At 70.3% G+C, this 15,788-nt stretch carries 15 protein-coding genes; 14 read left to right on the top strand and 1 reads right to left on the bottom strand.

Annotated features, from left to right (window positions below):
- The first annotated feature begins 93 nt into the window (after window positions 1-93).
- A complete protein-coding gene (locus ABTW64_RS05460) occupies window positions 94-708 on the top strand; it encodes a TetR/AcrR family transcriptional regulator (protein ID WP_350620050.1) in 615 nt (204 codons plus the stop codon).
- A gap of 48 nt (window positions 709-756) precedes the next feature.
- Here the strand turns inward: ABTW64_RS05460 and ABTW64_RS05455 are convergent, their stop codons facing one another.
- Complete coding sequence (locus ABTW64_RS05455) at window positions 757-2,301, bottom strand: MFS transporter (protein WP_350620048.1); 1,545 nt, start codon at window positions 2,299-2,301, stop codon at window positions 757-759.
- A gap of 238 nt (window positions 2,302-2,539) precedes the next feature.
- Between ABTW64_RS05455 and rsmI the strand changes: the two genes are divergently transcribed.
- From rsmI to mmsB, 13 genes are all read left to right on the top strand, one after another.
- Complete coding sequence (gene rsmI, locus ABTW64_RS05450; RefSeq protein WP_350620046.1) at window positions 2,540-3,358, top strand: 16S rRNA (cytidine(1402)-2'-O)-methyltransferase; 819 nt, start codon at window positions 2,540-2,542, stop codon at window positions 3,356-3,358.
- A gap of 41 nt (window positions 3,359-3,399) precedes the next feature.
- Complete coding sequence (gene metG, locus ABTW64_RS05445; RefSeq protein WP_350620044.1) at window positions 3,400-4,977, top strand: methionine--tRNA ligase; 1,578 nt, start codon at window positions 3,400-3,402, stop codon at window positions 4,975-4,977.
- A 125-nt stretch (window positions 4,978-5,102) separates the two neighbouring features.
- Complete coding sequence (locus tag ABTW64_RS05440; RefSeq protein WP_350620515.1) at window positions 5,103-5,945, top strand: TatD family hydrolase; 843 nt, start codon at window positions 5,103-5,105, stop codon at window positions 5,943-5,945.
- Window positions 5,946-6,047: 102 nt separating this feature from the next.
- On the top strand, window positions 6,048-6,887 hold the full coding sequence (rsmA, locus tag ABTW64_RS05435) for a 16S rRNA (adenine(1518)-N(6)/adenine(1519)-N(6))-dimethyltransferase RsmA (protein WP_350620042.1): 840 nt from the start codon (window positions 6,048-6,050) through the stop codon (window positions 6,885-6,887).
- A 106-nt stretch (window positions 6,888-6,993) separates the two neighbouring features.
- A complete protein-coding gene (locus tag ABTW64_RS05430) occupies window positions 6,994-7,926 on the top strand; it encodes a 4-(cytidine 5'-diphospho)-2-C-methyl-D-erythritol kinase (RefSeq protein WP_350620040.1) in 933 nt (310 codons plus the stop codon).
- A 56-nt stretch (window positions 7,927-7,982) separates the two neighbouring features.
- Window positions 7,983-8,300, top strand: a complete 318-nt coding sequence (locus tag ABTW64_RS05425) for a DUF427 domain-containing protein (protein WP_350620038.1) — start codon at window positions 7,983-7,985, stop codon at window positions 8,298-8,300.
- Between the two features lie 82 nt (window positions 8,301-8,382).
- Window positions 8,383-9,237 (top strand): ATP-binding cassette domain-containing protein, encoded by an 855-nt coding sequence (locus ABTW64_RS05420; RefSeq protein WP_350620036.1) that lies wholly within the window; start codon window positions 8,383-8,385, stop codon window positions 9,235-9,237.
- The gene (locus ABTW64_RS05415) at window positions 9,234-9,896 is read left to right on the top strand and encodes an ABC transporter permease (RefSeq protein WP_350620034.1); all 663 of its coding nucleotides are present in this window, start codon (window positions 9,234-9,236) and stop codon (window positions 9,894-9,896) included. Before ABTW64_RS05420 ends, ABTW64_RS05415 begins: the two co-directional genes overlap by 4 nt.
- Window positions 9,893-10,612, top strand: a complete 720-nt coding sequence (locus tag ABTW64_RS05410) for an ABC transporter permease (protein ID WP_350620032.1) — start codon at window positions 9,893-9,895, stop codon at window positions 10,610-10,612. The genes ABTW64_RS05415 and ABTW64_RS05410 overlap by 4 nt, the downstream gene beginning before the upstream one ends.
- 55 nt (window positions 10,613-10,667) lie before the next feature.
- Window positions 10,668-11,576, top strand: a complete 909-nt coding sequence (locus ABTW64_RS05405; RefSeq protein WP_350620030.1) for an ABC transporter substrate-binding protein — start codon at window positions 10,668-10,670, stop codon at window positions 11,574-11,576.
- A gap of 135 nt (window positions 11,577-11,711) precedes the next feature.
- Window positions 11,712-12,749, top strand: coding sequence for a LacI family DNA-binding transcriptional regulator (locus ABTW64_RS05400; RefSeq protein WP_350620028.1), 1,038 nt, complete (start codon window positions 11,712-11,714; stop codon window positions 12,747-12,749).
- Between the two features lie 163 nt (window positions 12,750-12,912).
- On the top strand, window positions 12,913-14,433 hold the full coding sequence (mmsA, locus tag ABTW64_RS05395) for a multiple monosaccharide ABC transporter ATP-binding protein (protein ID WP_350620513.1): 1,521 nt from the start codon (window positions 12,913-12,915) through the stop codon (window positions 14,431-14,433).
- A complete protein-coding gene (gene mmsB, locus ABTW64_RS05390) occupies window positions 14,430-15,788 on the top strand; it encodes a multiple monosaccharide ABC transporter permease (protein WP_350620026.1) in 1,359 nt (452 codons plus the stop codon). The genes mmsA and mmsB overlap by 4 nt, the downstream gene beginning before the upstream one ends.

Genomic DNA, 15,788 nt, shown 5'->3' with positions numbered 1-15,788 from the left:
CCATGCGTCGGCATTCGGGTCGCTTGACTATACAGCCCGTCAAGTCAGTTGAGGAAGTGTTCACTTCATCCTTCGGCGCATACTCTTGAGCGCATGGCGAACCTGCGCGCGGCTCAGAAGGAGATGACGCGGCGTCGTCTGCTCTCCACGGCTCTGGAGCTCTTCCAGGAGAAGGGATACACGGGCACGACGATCGACGAGATCGCGGCAGCGGCGGGTACGACGCGCGTGACGTTCTACGCGCACTTCCCGTCGCGTGACGGCGTCATGCGCGAGCTGCTCGACGAGCTGAATGAGATCCTGGAGCGACCCGCGTCCCAGCGGGGGTCGACGTCGACCGGTCTGGTGGAGGCCGTGCGAGCGGGCACGAGGGACGCGATCCGCCCGTGGCTCGACGAGCAGGTCGGACACTGGCCCCATATCAAGCCGTACATCCTGGTCGCCACGGAGGCCGCCGCGGTGGATTCCGACCTGCGCGCGGTGTTCCATTCGTGGTGGGACGAGGTGATCGCGGACATCCGGGAGGGTCTCGACGCGGCCGACCGGTTCCCGGCGGCCGAACGGCGCTTCCGGGCGCACCTCGCGATGTCCCTGCTCGATCAGGCGGCGCTCGAATGGATGCGTGACGGCGAGGGCGACGCCCCGCTCCCGCTGCGCGTCGACGTGCTGACCGAGGCCTGGGCCGGCATCATCGGTCGCGGTCGCTGACGCTCCGCCCCAGACCTCGCCCGCGCAGCGAGATCTGGGGCGAGTCGATCAGCGGTGGCCGGCCTCGGCCTCCACGGTCTCCTCGCGCACGGCTCCCACTGCGGGGAGCGGGCGCTCGCGCAGCACGAGGAACGCGAGTGCGGCCACCGCCGCGGCCAGCACGGCCCCCACGGTCAGCGCGGTGTGGAAGCCGGAGAGGAACGCGCTCTGGGCGAGCGCGGCATCGGCGGCGCCGAGGTGCGACGGGACCAGCCCCTGGGCCAGTCCGTCGCGCTCCGCGGCGCTCAGCGGCAGGTCGCGCGAACCGGCGCGCGCGCCCGCGCTGACGATAGCGGCGAACACGGCCGTGCCAAGCGCGCCGCCGAGCTGCAGCATCGTGCTCTGGAACCCGCCGGCGACGCCGGCGAGGTGCACGGGCGCGCTGCCGACGATCGCGTCGGCGCCTGCGGTCATCGTGAAGCCCACGCCGAGAGACAGCACGACGAACGGGATCGCCATGCCGAAGTAAGGGGAGTCCGCCGTCAGCGTCGTGAGGGCGGCGAACGCGACGGCGACCATGCCGAGGCCCAGTGTCATCGTGCGCCGTGCGCCCATGCGGCTCACCAGGACCGCGCCGATGGGGGAGGCGACGATCGAGACGCCCGACATCGGCAGCAGCATGACGCCGGCCATCAGCCCCTCGGCGCCGCGCACGTTCACCAGGAAGAGCGTCAGGAAGAAGGTGACGCCGAGCATGGCGAAGAAATTCGTCGCGATCGCGAGGCCGCCGACGCTGAAGCCGGGTGCGCGGAAGAGCGTGAGGGGCAGCAGCGGGTTGGCCGTGCGGGCCTCCACGAGAACGAAGAGGATGAGCATGACGAGGCCCAGCACGAACGATCCGATCGTGAACGGGCTGCCCCAGCCCCAAGTCTCCGACTGCACGATGCCGACGATGATCGATGCCAGTCCCACGGCCAGGACCACGACGCCTGCGACGTCGAACCGGCCCGCGGCCTGATCGGCCTTCGACTCCTTCAGCACGAGCAGCGACATGACGATCGCGATCAGCGCGATGGGGGCGTTGACGAAGAAGATCGCCTCCCACCCGATCGACTGCACGAGGGCGCCGCCGACCATGGGGCCCGCCGCGATCGCGAGCGACGAGACACCGCCCCAGATGCCGACGGCCATGCCGAACTTCTCCCGCGGGAACGTCGCGCGCAGCAGGGCGATGGTCTGCGGCATCAGGATGGCCGCGCTGAGGCCCTGAACGGCCCGGAAGGCGATGACGCCGGCCGTCGAGCCGACCACGCCGATCGCGATCGACGCGAGCGCGAAGGCCCCCACGCCGACCAGGTAGGTCGTGCGCCGTCCGAAGCGGTCGCCGATCTTGCCGCCCAGGATCAGGAAGACGGCGATCCCGAGCAGGTAGGCGTTGGTGATCCACTGCAGCTCGGCGAACGACGTGCCGAGATCTGCCGCGATGGCCGGGTTCGCGATGTGGACGACGGTGGCGTCGAGGCCGACCATGAAAAGGCCGAAGCTGACGGCGATGAGGGTGGCGAGCGGGTTGCCGCGGAGGTTTCGGCGATCGCTCTTGGGCGCGCTGGACACGGATGTTCTCCTTCGGGACGGAATGGGCGGGTCCGCGCCACGACAGCGGGATGCTGCCAGGCGAGAGGCGCGGAGACGCGAACCGAAGGACACGGGAGGTGGCGGAGAGAATCCCTCCGCACGAGCGGACGACCGTGCTCGCGCGGCGTCCGGCTCCCTTGATTCAGCCAGGCGAGTGTATCGCGTGGTGCCCTGACGGTTCGGTCAACGGCGACCGCCGCGCGGCTACGCTGAACCGGTGATCATCCTCGCGGCCACGCCCATCGGAAACCTCGGCGACGCGTCGCGGCGGCTGATCGAGGTGCTGGAGGAGGCACCGGTGGTGGCGGCGGAGGACACGCGCACGACGCAGCGCCTGTTCGCCGCGCTCGGCATCGCGAACCGCCCGCGCCTGATCGCGATGCACGACCATAACGAGCGGCAGAAGGCCGCCGAGCTGGTCGAGCTGGCGCGCGAGCAGGATCTCGTGGTGCTGACCGATGCCGGCATGCCGACCGTGAGCGACCCGGGATACGGCCTCGTATCGGCCGCGGCCGATGCGGGCGTCGTGGTCACTGCCATCCCCGGGCCCAGCGCCGTCCTGACCGCCCTCGCCGTATCGGGCCTGCCGACCGACCGCTTCACGTTCGAGGGCTTCGTCGCCCGCAAGCCGGGGGAGCGCCGCCGCGCGCTTGCGGCGCTCGCCGCAGAGCCGCGCACCATGGTGTTCTTCGAGGCGCCCACCCGCGTGGCGCAGACCCTCGCCGACATGGCGTCCGCCTTCGGTTCGGATCGCCGCGCCGCGGTCTGCCGCGAGCTCACGAAGCTGCACGAGGAGGTCGCGCGCGGACCGCTGTCCGAGCTGACCGCGTGGGCCGAGGCCGGCGTGCGGGGCGAGCTGGTGGTCGTGGTCGCGGGTGCGGCGGCGCAGGAGGTGCCGGCCGAGGACGCCCTGGCCCAGGTGCAGGCGCTCGTGGCATCCGGTGCCCGGCTCAAGGACGCCGCCGCCGAGGTCGCGTCGCACACCGGCCACTCGTCGCGCGAGCTGTACCAGGCGGCCCTGGCCGCCAAGCGCTGACGCGGCGTAACGCGGCGTCATCGCCAAACTAGGATGATCGGGTGACTTCCGGCCGATCGTTCTACATCACCACGCCGATCTACTACCCGAGCGACGTGCCTCACATCGGGCACGGCTACACGACGGTGGCGGTCGACGCCCTCGCGCGCTGGCACCGCCAGGCGGGTGACGACGCGTGGATGCTGACGGGCACCGACGAGCACGGCCAGAAGATGATGCGGGCCGCGGCCGCGAACGGCGCGACCCCGCAGGAGTGGGTCGACAAGCTCGTGTCCGAGTCGTGGCAGCCGCTGCTGGAGACCCTGGATGTCGCCAACGACGACTTCATCCGCACGACCCAGCCGCGGCACGAGGAGAGCGTCAAGAAGTTCGTGCAGGCGATCTACGACCGCGGCTACATCTACGCGGGCGAGTTCGAAGCGCTGTACTGCGTGGGGTGCGAGGAGTTCAAGACTGAGGCCGACATCCAGGACGGCACGGGCCCCTTCGAGGGTCTGAAGGTCTGCGCGATCCACTCGAAGCCGCTCGAGCTGCTGCAGGAGAAGAACTACTTCTTCAAGCTCAGCGAGTTCCAGGACCGCCTGCTCGCTCTGTACCGTGACCGGCCCGACTTCGTGCAGCCCGAGTCGGCGCGCAACGAGGTCGTCGCGTTCGTGCAGCAGGGACTGAAGGACCTGTCGATCTCGCGCTCGGCTTTCGACTGGGGCATCCCCGTGCCGTGGGACGAGTCGCACGTCATCTACGTCTGGGTCGACGCGCTGCTCAACTATGCCACCGCCATCGGCTTCGGATCGGACGACGAGAACTTCCAGCGCCGCTGGCCCGCCCACCACATCGTGGGCAAGGACATCCTGCGCTTCCACGCGGTGATCTGGCCCGCCATGCTCATGGCCGCCGGCCTCGACGTGCCCGCCAAGGTGTTCGCGCACGGCTGGCTGCTGGTGGGCGGCGAGAAGATGTCGAAGTCGAAGCTCACGGGCATCGCGCCGAACGCGATCACCGACGTGTTCGGGTCGGATGCCTACCGCTTCTACTTCCTCTCGGCGATCGCGTTCGGCCAGGACGGCTCGTTCTCGTGGGAGGACCTGTCGGCCCGGTACCAGGCCGAGCTCGCGAACGGCTTCGGCAACCTCGCCTCGCGCACGGTCGCGATGACGAAGAAGTACTTCGACGGCGTCGTGCCCGAGCCCGGCGACGACACCGACGCCGACCGCGCGATCCAGCAGGTCGTGGCGGATGCCGCGTCGGCTGCGGATGCCGCGATCGAGCGGTTCCGCATCGACGAGGCCATCCGGTCGATTTGGACCATCGTCGACGAGCTGAACGGCTACATCACCGAGAACGAGCCCTGGGCGCTCGCCAAGGACGAGGCGAACCGCGCGCGCCTGGCGACCGTGCTCTACACGTGCCTCGAGGGGCTGCGCGCCCTGGCGGTGCTGCTGTCGCCCGTGATGCCGCAGGCGACCGCGAAGCTGTGGACCGCGCTGGGCGTGGAGGGAGCGCTGGGCGAGCTCGCCGCGCAGCCGATCCGCGAGGCCGGCGCGTGGGGCCTGCTGCCCGTGGGCACCGAGACCACGACGCTCGCGCCGCTGTTCCCGCGCATCGAGCAGGCCGACTGAACGTGAGCGGCGACGGCCCCGCTCCGCTCGAGACGCCCGCTCCGCTCGAGACGCCCGCTCCGCTCGAGACGCCCGCTCCGCTCGAGACGTACGTCCGGGAGCGAGCGAAGGACGGGCGCAAGGACATCCGCTATCCGGATGCGCCCGAGGCTCTCGCCGTGCCTGTGTACGACAACCACTGCCACCTCGAGATCGTCGACGGCGATGAGCCGCTGACGCTTGCGGACCAGCTCGATCGTGCGCTGGCGGTCGGCATCGCGGGGGTGGTGCAGGCGTCGGGCGACATCGAGTCGTCGCGCTGGGCCGTGGCCGCCGCGGAGTCTCACCCTCGCGTGCTCGCGGCGGTGGCCATCCACCCGAACGACGCGCCGACGTACGCGGAGGCGGGGCGTCTCGACGAGGCGCTGGCCGTGATGGACGAGCTCGCCGCGCACCCGCGCGTGCGCGCGATCGGCGAGACGGGCCTCGACTACTTCCGCACGCCGGATGCGGGCGAGAAGGGCTCGCGCGGGCGCGCCGCGCAGCACGAGTCGTTCGAGGCGCACATCGCGCTGGCGAAGAAGCACGGCATCGCGATGCAGATCCACGACCGCGACGCGCACCGCGACGTGCTCGACACGCTGGCGCGCGTCGGCGCCCCTGAGAAGACGGTGTTCCACTGCTTCTCGGGCGACGCCGACATGGCGCGCGAGGCCGCCGAGGCGGGCTACTGGCTGTCGTTCGCCGGCAACATCACGTTCAAGAACGCGCAGAACCTGCGCGACGCGCTGGCCGTCACGCCGCGTGAGCGCATCCTGGTCGAGACGGATGCGCCGTTCCTCACGCCGGTGCCGCATCGTGGCCGCCCCAACGCCCCGTACCTCGTGCCGGTCACGATGCGCTTCATGGCCGCCGAGCTCGGTGTCGACCTCGACGCGCTGTGCGCGCAGGTGGCGGCCAACACGCTCGAGGTGTACGGGCCGTTCTGACTCGGGAACCCCGCTTCGACCAGACCGGCCTCCCACACGACACGGCCGGCCATCGGCAGACGTCCTGCGTCGTGTCGGCGCGCGACCCGCGAGAATAGACGAATGGTCACTCTGCTCGGGCCCACCGAGATCCGCTCGCTCGCCGCCGCCCTCGACGTCACGCCCACCAAGAAGCTGGGGCAGAACTTCGTGGTCGACGCCAACACCGTCCGCAAGATCGTGCAGGTGGCGGGCGTGTCGGAAGACGACCGGGTCGTCGAAGTGGGGCCCGGCCTCGGATCGCTGACCCTCGCGATCCTCGAGACCGGCGCGAGCGTCACGGCGGTCGAGATCGACCACCGGCTGGCCGAGCGGCTCCCCGAGACGGCCGCGCAGCACGGCGTGCCGGATGGCGCGCTCACGGTGGTCGACGCCGACGCGCTGCGCGTGACGGAGCTGCCGGGTGAGCCGACCGTGCTGGTGGCGAACCTGCCGTACAACGTGTCGGTGCCGGTGCTGCTGCACTTCATGCAGACCTTCCCGTTCCTCCAGCGTGGCGTCGTGATGGTGCAGGCCGAGGTGGGCGAGCGCCTCGCCGCGCCTCCCGGCAGCAAGGTCTACGGGGCTCCGAGCGTCAAGGCGGCCTGGTACGGGCCGTGGCGCCTGGCGGGCACGGTCTCGCGCCAGGTCTTCTGGCCGGTGCCGAACGTCGACAGCGTGCTGGTCGGTTTCCAGCGCGACGCCGACCCGCGCGGCACGGAGGCCGAGCGCGACGCGACCTTCCGCATCGTCGACGCGGCGTTCCAGCAGCGCCGGAAGATGCTGCGCCAGGCCCTCGCGGGTGTGCTCGGCGGCACGGCCGCGGGCGCGTCCGAGGTGCTCGAGCGCGCGGGCGTGGCGCCCACGGCGCGCGGCGAGGAGCTCGCGATCGACGACTTCGTGCGTATCGCCCGGGCGATCTGATACCCGTGCAGCGGTCCCGGGCATCCGGCGGTCGGTAGCCTGAGGGAGTGACGCCTGCGACGCTGCCTCCCCCCGGCCCCACCGCGGATGACCGCGCGGTGCGCACATGACCCACGCTGCGGAGCTGCCGTCGGTGCGTGTGCGCGCACCGGGCAAGATCAACGTCTATCTCGAGGTCGGCGCGCTGCAGGGCGACGGCTACCACGAGCTGGCGACCGCGTTCCAGGCGGTCTCGCTGTATGAGGATGTGGTGGCCACTCCTGCCGACGGCTTCACGATGTCCGTGACCGGCACGGTCGATCTCGACGGTGTGCCCACCGACGATCGCAACCTGGCATTGCGAGCGGCACGGCTGCTGGCGACCGAGACGGGCTACGAGGGCGGCGTGCACCTCGACGTGCACAAGCAGGTGCCGGTCGCCGGCGGCATGGGCGGGGGATCGGCTGATGCCGCCGCCGCGCTCGTCGCATGCGACGCGCTCTGGGACACGCGCCTGAGCGGACCGGAGCTGCATCGCCTGGCGGCGCGGCTGGGCGCCGACGTGCCGTTCGCGCTCAAGGGCGGCACGGCCATCGGCACGGGCCGCGGCGACGAGCTCAACCCCGCGCTCGCGCGCGGCCGGTTCGATTGGGTGCTCGTGACGAGCGACGAAGGGGTCTCCACCCCGAAGGTGTATGGCGAGCTCGACGTGCACCGCGAGCGTCATCGGGTCGACATCGGGCCGGTCGTCACGCGACCCTCGGTCGACGCCGATGTGCTGCACGCGCTACGCGCGGGCGACGCGGCGATGCTGGCTTCGGCTCTGCGCAACGACCTCCAGGTGGCGACTCTGCGCATCCGGCCTGACCTGGCCGCCGTGCTCGAGAAGGGCGAGGCTTCAGGAGCCCTCGCCGGCATCGTGTCGGGATCGGGGCCGACACTGGCGTTCCTGTGCGCGTCGCCCGAGCACGCGCACGAGCTGCGCTCGGTGCTCGACGCACAGGGCCACGCCGCTCTGCACGCACACGGCCCCGTGCCGGGCGCGCGCGTCGTCAGCTGAGTGCCCTCCCGCGCCAGGCCCTGTCGTGACGGCGCGCGCAGGGTTACCCTCGCACCATGCGCGCACTCTGGCGCGACCACGTGGTCGCGCATTCCCCGGATGACAGGATCGTCGTGATCGAGGGAAATCGCTATTTCCCGCCCGACTCGCTCGACCGATCGATGTTCCACGCCAGCCCGACCCCGTACACGTGTCCGTGGAAGGGCGAGTGCCAGTACTGGACGCTGCGACACAGCCAGGGCGACGTGCACGATGAGGCGGTGGACGCGGCCTGGAGCTATCCCACTCCGCTGCACACGGCGATTGAGCGTGTGGGGGCGGACTTCTCGGGATACGTCGCCTTCGGCGACGAGGTATCGGTCCTTCCCGGCTGAACGGAAACGTTCGGGATCCGCGCCTCGGTGTCGGATGCCCCCGGTAGAGTCCCGGGGAGCATCCGGCGACGACGGGAGATCCGTGGGCATCGAGTTCCGCTCCGTTCGCAAGGCCTATCCCGACGGCCGTGGCGAGATCGTGGCGGTCGACGACGTCAGCCTTCTGGTGCCGTCGCATCGCACGGTCGTGCTGGTCGGCACCTCGGGATCCGGCAAGACCACCCTGCTGCGCATGGTGAACCGGATGGTCGACCCCACGGCCGGTGCGGTGCTGATCGACGACGAGGACGTGCGCGACAAGGACCCCGTCGCGCTGCGGCGCGGCATCGGGTACGTCATGCAGCAGGCGGGCCTGCTGCCGCACGTGCGCGTGATCGACAACATCGCCACCGTGCCCGTGCTGAGCGGCGTGCCCCGGCGTGAGGCGCGCGAACGCGCACGGGAGCTGATGGACACCGTGGGCCTCGATGCGCGCCTCGCCAACCGCTATCCCTCGCAGCTGTCGGGCGGTCAGCAGCAGCGCGTGGGCGTGGCCCGGGCGCTGGCGGCGGAGCCCAACATCCTGCTCATGGACGAGCCCTTCGGCGCGGTCGACCCCATCGTGCGGCGCGAGCTGCAGCAGGAGCTGCTGCGGCTGCAGCAGACGCTCGGCAAGACCATCCTGTTCGTGACCCACGACATCGACGAGGCGTTCCTGCTGGGCGACGAGATCGTCATCCTCGCGGCCGGGCCTCGCGGAACAGGCGGGCGGGTCGTGCAGCGCGGCACGCCCGCGCAGATCCTCGCGGCGCCGGCCGACGACTTCGTGGCCGACTTCGTCGGGGCCGCCGGCAGCCGGCGCACGCTCACCGTGCGGGACACGCCCGACGGCACGGTCGTCGTCGACGCCTCGGGGCGGGTGCAGGGCATCCTGCGGGCGGGGGAGGGCACCGGATGACCTGGGTCGCCGACAACCTGGGGCTGATCGCCGTGCTGACGCTCGAGCATCTGCGGCAGTGCCTGTTGCCGATCGCCTGGGGGCTGATCGTGTCACTGCCCCTCGGCTGGGCCGCCCACAGATGGCGGGCGGCACGCGGGCCGGTCATCGTCGTCACCGGACTGCTCTACACACTGCCCTCGCTCGCTCTGCTGCCGCTGCTGCCGGTCGTGTTCGGCATCAGCCCGCTCAGCGAGCTCAACCTCGTGCTGGCGCTGACGATCTACGCGGTCGCGATCCTCGTGCGCTCGGTCGCCGACGGCTTCGACGCGGTCGACCACGACGTGCGGCGCGCCGCCATCGCCATGGGGTACGGCTCCGTGCGCCGGTTCTGGGGCGTCGACCTGCCGCTCGCGGGCCCCGTGATCCTGGCCGGGCTCCGGGTCGCGGCCGTGAGCACGATCGCCCTGGCGACCGTCGGCATCCTGATCGGCGTGACGAATCTCGGATACCTGTTCACGAACGGGTTCCAGCGGCGCATCGTCGAGGAGATCCTCGCGGGCGTGGTGGCCGTCGCGCTGGTCGCCCTGGTGGTCGATCTCGTGCTCGTCGCCGCCGGCCGGCTTCTGCTGCCGTGGACGCGGGTCGACCCGTCCCGGGCGCAGGGAGGTGCGGCATGAACCTGCTCGGCGACGCGCTCGCGTGGCTGTCATCCCCCGATCGCGTGACCGGATCCCACCCGTTGCCGGAAGCCGTGCTGGTGCACCTGGCGTACACGTTCGCCGCGGTCGCGATCGCGGCGCTCATCGCCGTTCCGGCGGGATGGGCGATCGGTCATACCGGCCGCGGGCGCGAGGTCGCCGTGGGACTCTCGGGCGCGGCGCGCGCCATTCCGTCGTTCGGGCTCATCCTGCTGCTGGTCCTGCTGCTCGGGGTGACACGCAAGCCCGAGGCCGCGATGGTGGCGTTCGTGCTCATGGCGATCCCGCCCATCCTCGCCGGAGCGTACGCGGGCCTCGAGGTGATCGACCGGCGCACGATCGACGCGGGTCGCGCTCAGGGCATGACGCAATGGCAGGTCCTGTGGCGCATCGAGGCTCCCCTCGGCCTGCCTCTGCTTGTCGCGGGCATCCGGTCCGGAGTGCTGCAGGTGGTCGCCACGGTGACGCTGGCGGCGTACGTCAACCTCGGCGGACTCGGTTACGACATCATCCAGGGCATCGCGTTGCGGCGCTTCGAACAGGTACTGGGCGGCGCGATCGCCGTGGCCGCCCTCGCGCTGCTGCTCGACGGCGGGTTCGCGCTGCTGCAGCGGGCCGCGACGCCGCCGCACCTGCGTGGCCGGGCGGGGGAGCGCGGCGGGCGGGAACGCCCCGGCGTCCCCGTGTCGGCGTAGGCTCGGCACCACCAGACACCGGGAGGACAACGGCATGCGCAGGATCAGACGAGACATGGCCCGGCGAGCCGCCACGATGGGCGTCGTCGCCATCGGCGTGGCGCTGGCCGGCTGCGCGTCGAGCGATCCGTTCGCGCAGCCGAGCGAGCCGGGGACGTCGGGTGGCACCGGGGGAGCCGAGACGATCGTGGTGGGCTCGCAGACCTACCCCTCGAACGAGGTCATCGCCGAGATCTACGCTCAGGCCCTCGAGAACGCCGGCTTCGAGGTCGAGCGACGCTTCAACATCGGGCAGCGCGAGGCGTATCTGCCGTCGCTCGAGAGCGGCGAGATCAGCCTCTTCCCCGAGTACACGGGCAACCTGCTGCAGTTCTACGACGAGGACGCCGAGGCTCGCACGGCCGACGATGTCTACGCCGCGCTCACGGACGCGTTGCCGGAGGGGCTGACCGCGCTGGAGATGTCGACGGCCAGCGACCAGGACTCGTACACCGTGACATCGTCCTTCGCCGAGGAGAACGGCGTCGAGACGATCGGCGATCTCGCGGATGTCGCGGGCCCGCTCACGCTCGGAGGTCCGCCCGAGCTCGAGGAGCGCCCGTACGGGCCCTCGGGCGCCCGGGAGGTCTACGGCGTCGACCTGGAGTTCTCGGCGACCGGAGACACGACGGTCGAGGACCTGCTGGCCGGCACGATCGACGTGGCGAACGTCTTCACCGCCGACCCGCGCATCGAGACCGAGAACCTCGTGCCGCTGGGCGACCCCGAGGGCCTCCTGCTGTCGTCGAACGTCGTGCCCATCGCTGCGAGCGACGTCGCCGACCAGATCGCCGAGGTGATCGATCCGGTGAGCGCGGCGCTGACGCCGGAGGGTCTGGTGGCGCTCAATGTGCAGAACTCGGTCGAGAAGCGCTCCGCGCCTGACGTGGCGGAGGAGTGGCTTGCCGCCAATGGCTTCAGCTGAGTCGCGGCCACCCTCGGCGGGATGCGGGCCGCGTGCGATGTCGGCATAATGGTGCGACGGCATGTGAACGTACACATGCCCGGCTGCGGCCCTGCCGCGGTCGTCCGCACTTGAGGCAGCACTGGGGCTGGTGACGTGGAACAGGCGACGGAGCGCACCTCGGGCCGCCGGTCCCCGGCGCCCAGCATCCGCGACGTCGCTCGACTCGCCGGCGTGTCGCACCAGACCGTCTCCCGCGTGCTCAACGAGCATCCGAGCATCCGGCCCGAGACCAAGCAGCGCGTGCTCGACGCGATCTCGGCGCTCGACTACCGGCCGAATCTCGCGGCCCGCGCCCTCGTCACGAGCCGGTCGAACGTCATCGGCGTGATGTCGGCGACGATCGGCGAGTTCGGCCCGGCGTCGTCGATCGCCACGATCGAAGAGGCGGCGCGGACCGAGGGCTACGCCGTCACGACCGTCAACCTTCCGGCCACCACGCCCGAGGCGATCGGCGTGGCCGTGCGCCAGCTGGTGCGCGAGCAGATCGCGGGCATCGTGGTGATCGCGCCCCAGGTGCGCGTGTTCCACGTGCTGCGCGGCATGGCGATCGACGTGCCGTTCGTCAGTCTGCAGACGGCGTCCGGCGCGACGGGGGAGAGCCTCGCCGCGGACCAGGTCGAGGGCGCCCGGCTGGCCACCGCGCACCTGATCGACCTCGGTCATCGCGATATCGTGCACCTCGCGGGCCCTCAGGACTGGATCGAGGCCGAGTCGCGCATGCGCGGCTACCTCGACGCGCTCCGCGACGCCGATCTGCCCACCATCGCCCCGGTCCGGGGCGACTGGACGGCCGACTTCGGGCACTTCGCCGGCATCGAGCTCGCGCGGCGCGGTGACTTCACCGCCGTGTTCGCGGCGAACGACCTCATGGCGATCGGCCTGATGCACGGATTCCGTGACGCGGGTCTCGACGTCCCGCGCGATGTGAGCGTCGTGGGCTTCGACGACATCCCCGTGGCGCAGCACGTCTGGCCGCCGCTCACGACCGTGCACCAGGACTTCCCGGAGCTGGGGCGGCGCGCGGTCGAGCTGCTGCTGGCCGACATCCGCGGCGAGGAGGCACCGGTGTTCGGGCCGCTCGAACCGCAGCTGCGGGCTCGCGCGTCGAGCGCCGCGCCGTGGCGCGACTGAGCCCTGCGAGATCCTTGACATGCCGACGCCGGGGATGCACGATGTACTCCGATGTGAACGGTCACAAACCCTCAATGGCTGAGGGAGAGGTTGTGACGCAGACAGCGAGGTCGATGTGAGCGAAACGGCAGCCGTGCCCGCGGTGTCTCCCCCCATCCTCGAGATGCGCGACATCTCGAAGGAGTTCCCCGGGGTCAAGGCGCTCGCGCACGTCAGCCTCACGGTCAGGGCGGGCGAGATCCACGCGATCTGCGGCGAGAACGGCGCCGGCAAGTCGACCCTGATGAAGGTGCTCTCCGGGGTGTACCCGTACGGCACGTACACCGGCGACATCCTGCTCTTCGGTGAGGAGCAGCGCTTTCGCGACATCCGCGCGAGCGAGGCCGCCGGGATCGTGATCATCCATCAGGAGCTGGCGCTCATCCCCGAGCTGTCGATCACCGAGAACATCTTCCTCGGCAACGAGGTGCGCACCGGGCTCGCCATCGACTGGCGGCAGGCGCGTGCCCGTGCGGTCGAGCTGCTGGCGCGCGTGGGCCTGGAGGAGGACCCCGACACGCAGATCAAGGCCCTCGGCGTCGGCAAGCAGCAGCTCGTCGAGATCGCGAAGGCGCTCAACAAGAACGTGAAGCTGCTCATCCTGGACGAACCGACCGCCGCGCTCAACGAGGACGACTCGCAGCACCTGCTCGACCTGATCCTGGGGCTCAAGGGCAAGGGCATCGCGTCGATCATCATCAGCCACAAGCTCAACGAGATCGAGCGGATCGCCGACGAGATCACGATCCTCCGCGACGGTCGCACGGTCGAGACGCTCGATGTGGGGCGCGGCGAGATCAACGAGGACCGCATCATCCGGGGGATGGTCGGACGCTCGCTCGAGAGCCGGTACCCGGATCGTCAGGTGCCCATCGGCGAGGTGTTCTTCGAGGTGAGGGACTGGGTCGTGCGGCATCCCACGGTCTCGGAGCGCTTCGTCGTCAAGGGGTCGAGCCTGACGGTGCGTCGGGGCGAGGTGGTGGGCATCGCGGGGCTCATGGGCGCGGGCCGCACGGAGCTGGCGATGAGCATCTTCGGTCGTTCTTACGGCGAGTACGTGTCGGGCACGATCATCAAGGACGGACGCGAGATCGAGCTTCCGGACGTCTCCAGCGCGATCCGGCACGGCCTGGCCTACGTGAGCGAGGACCGCAAGGTGCTGGGCCTCAACCTGCTCGACACGATCAAGCGCTCGACGGTGGCGGCCAAGCTGTCCAAGATCTCGCGTCGCGGCGTGGTGGACGAGCGCGCGGAGCACCGGGTGGCTGAGGAGTATCGCAAGGCGCTGCGCATCAAGACGCCGAGCGTCGACGTGGGCGTCTCGACCCTGTCGGGCGGCAACCAGCAGAAGGTCGTGCTGGCGAAGTGGATGTTCACGGATCCGGATCTGCTGATCCTCGACGAGCCCACGCGCGGCATCGACGTGGGCGCGAAGTACGAGATCTACCAGATCATCAACGACCTGGCCGCGGCCGGGAAGGGCGTGATCGTGATCTCGAGCGAGCTGCCCGAGCTCCTGGGCATCAGCGACCGCATCTACACCGTGTTCGAGGGTCGGATCACCGACTGCCTCGACGCCGCCGACGCGACCCCCGAGGCACTCATGCGCAGCATGACGTCCCTGAACCAGAAGGCACACGTATGACCACCGGAACGACGGGCACTCCCGACACGCAGAAGGGCTTCCGCCTCAGCGACATCCGCGCGATGTTCGGCGGCGGGCAGTCGACGCTGCGGCAGTTCGGCATCCTCGGCAGCCTCATCGTGATCATCCTGCTGTTCCAGGTGCTCACGCTGATCATCCGCGGCGCGGGGCTGACGCTGTCGAGCGGCAACCTGATCAACGTCGTCAACCAGTACTCGTACATCCTGATCCTGGCCATCGGCATGGTGATGGTCATCATCATGGGCCACATCGACCTGTCGGTCGGCTCGGTGGCGGCTTTCACGGGCATCATCGTGGCCAAGTCCATGGCCGACTGGAACCTGCCCTGGCCGCTGGCGATCCTGCTCGGGCTCGGTGTCGGCGCGCTGGTCGGCGCGTGGCAGGGGTTCTGGGTCGCGTACGTCGGGGTGCCGGCGTTCATCGTGACGCTCGCGGGCATGCTCTTCTTCCGCGGCGCGAACCAGTGGATCGGCGACTCCAGCACGGTGGCCGTGCCGGCCGAGTTCCGCGTGATCGGCGCCGGCTATCTGCCCGAGGTGGCGCTGCCGCTGCCGTTCAACGTGCCCACGATGATCCTCGCCCTGCTGGGTGTCGCGTGGATCGTGTTCAACGAGCTGCGCCTGCGCCGCATCCAGTCGAAGATGGGCTCCTCCCAGGCGCCGCTGTGGGTCAGCGTCGTGAAGATGGTCGCGCTGGCGGCGGTGATCCTCTGGGCCGGATGGATGTTCGCCACGGGTCGCGAGGGCACCAGCTTCCCGATCTCGGGCATCATCCTGCTCGTCCTCGTGATCATCTACTCGTTCCTCACGAACAGCACCGTGTTCGGTCGCCACATCTACGCGGTCGGCGGCAACCGGCAGGCCGCCCGGCTGTCGGGCGTCAAGGACCGCTGGGTCGACTTCTTCGTGATGATGAACATGTCGGTGCTGGCCTCGGTCGCGGGCATGATCTACGTCTCACGCGCCACGGCGTCGGGGCCCCAGGACGGCAACGGCTGGGAGCTGGATGCGATCGCCTCGGTCTTCATCGGCGGTGCGGCGGTCGCGGGTGGCATCGGCACCGTGATCGGCTCGATCATCGGCGGGCTGGTGATGGCGTTCCTCAACAACGGCCTGGCGCTGCTCGGTGCCGGTGCCGACGCGGTCTCGATGATCAAGGGCCTCGTGCTGCTGTTCGCCGTCGGCATCGACGTCTGGAACAAGCAGCAGGGCCGTCCCTCTCTCACCGGACTCCTGCTCAATCGCCGCAGGTCGGTCGCCGACTTCGCGGGCGACATCCCGACTCCTGCCGCTGCGCAAGCGGCAGAGAAGAAGGAGACCGCGACTCGCAGGTGA

The sequence above is a fragment of the Microbacterium sp. NPDC096154 genome (genome assembly GCF_040302945.1).
Taxonomy (GTDB): domain Bacteria; phylum Actinomycetota; class Actinomycetes; order Actinomycetales; family Microbacteriaceae; genus Microbacterium.
This window is presented reverse-complemented; position numbering and strand designations above follow the sequence as displayed.

Coding starts and splice junctions, on each gene's coding strand:
- mmsA (WP_350620513.1), top strand. CDS start 12,913: ATGCGCGACATCTCGAAGGAGTTCCCCGGGGTCAAGGCGCTCGCGCAC.
- ABTW64_RS05410 (WP_350620032.1), top strand. CDS start 9,893: ATGAACCTGCTCGGCGACGCGCTCGCGTGGCTGTCATCCCCCGATCGC.
- ABTW64_RS05415 (WP_350620034.1), top strand. CDS start 9,234: ATGACCTGGGTCGCCGACAACCTGGGGCTGATCGCCGTGCTGACGCTC.
- ABTW64_RS05460 (WP_350620050.1), top strand. CDS start 94: ATGGCGAACCTGCGCGCGGCTCAGAAGGAGATGACGCGGCGTCGTCTG.
- ABTW64_RS05425 (WP_350620038.1), top strand. CDS start 7,983: ATGCGCGCACTCTGGCGCGACCACGTGGTCGCGCATTCCCCGGATGAC.
- rsmA (WP_350620042.1), top strand. CDS start 6,048: ATGGTCACTCTGCTCGGGCCCACCGAGATCCGCTCGCTCGCCGCCGCC.
- ABTW64_RS05405 (WP_350620030.1), top strand. CDS start 10,668: ATGGCCCGGCGAGCCGCCACGATGGGCGTCGTCGCCATCGGCGTGGCG.
- ABTW64_RS05430 (WP_350620040.1), top strand. CDS start 6,994: ATGACCCACGCTGCGGAGCTGCCGTCGGTGCGTGTGCGCGCACCGGGC.
- mmsB (WP_350620026.1), top strand. CDS start 14,430: ATGACCACCGGAACGACGGGCACTCCCGACACGCAGAAGGGCTTCCGC.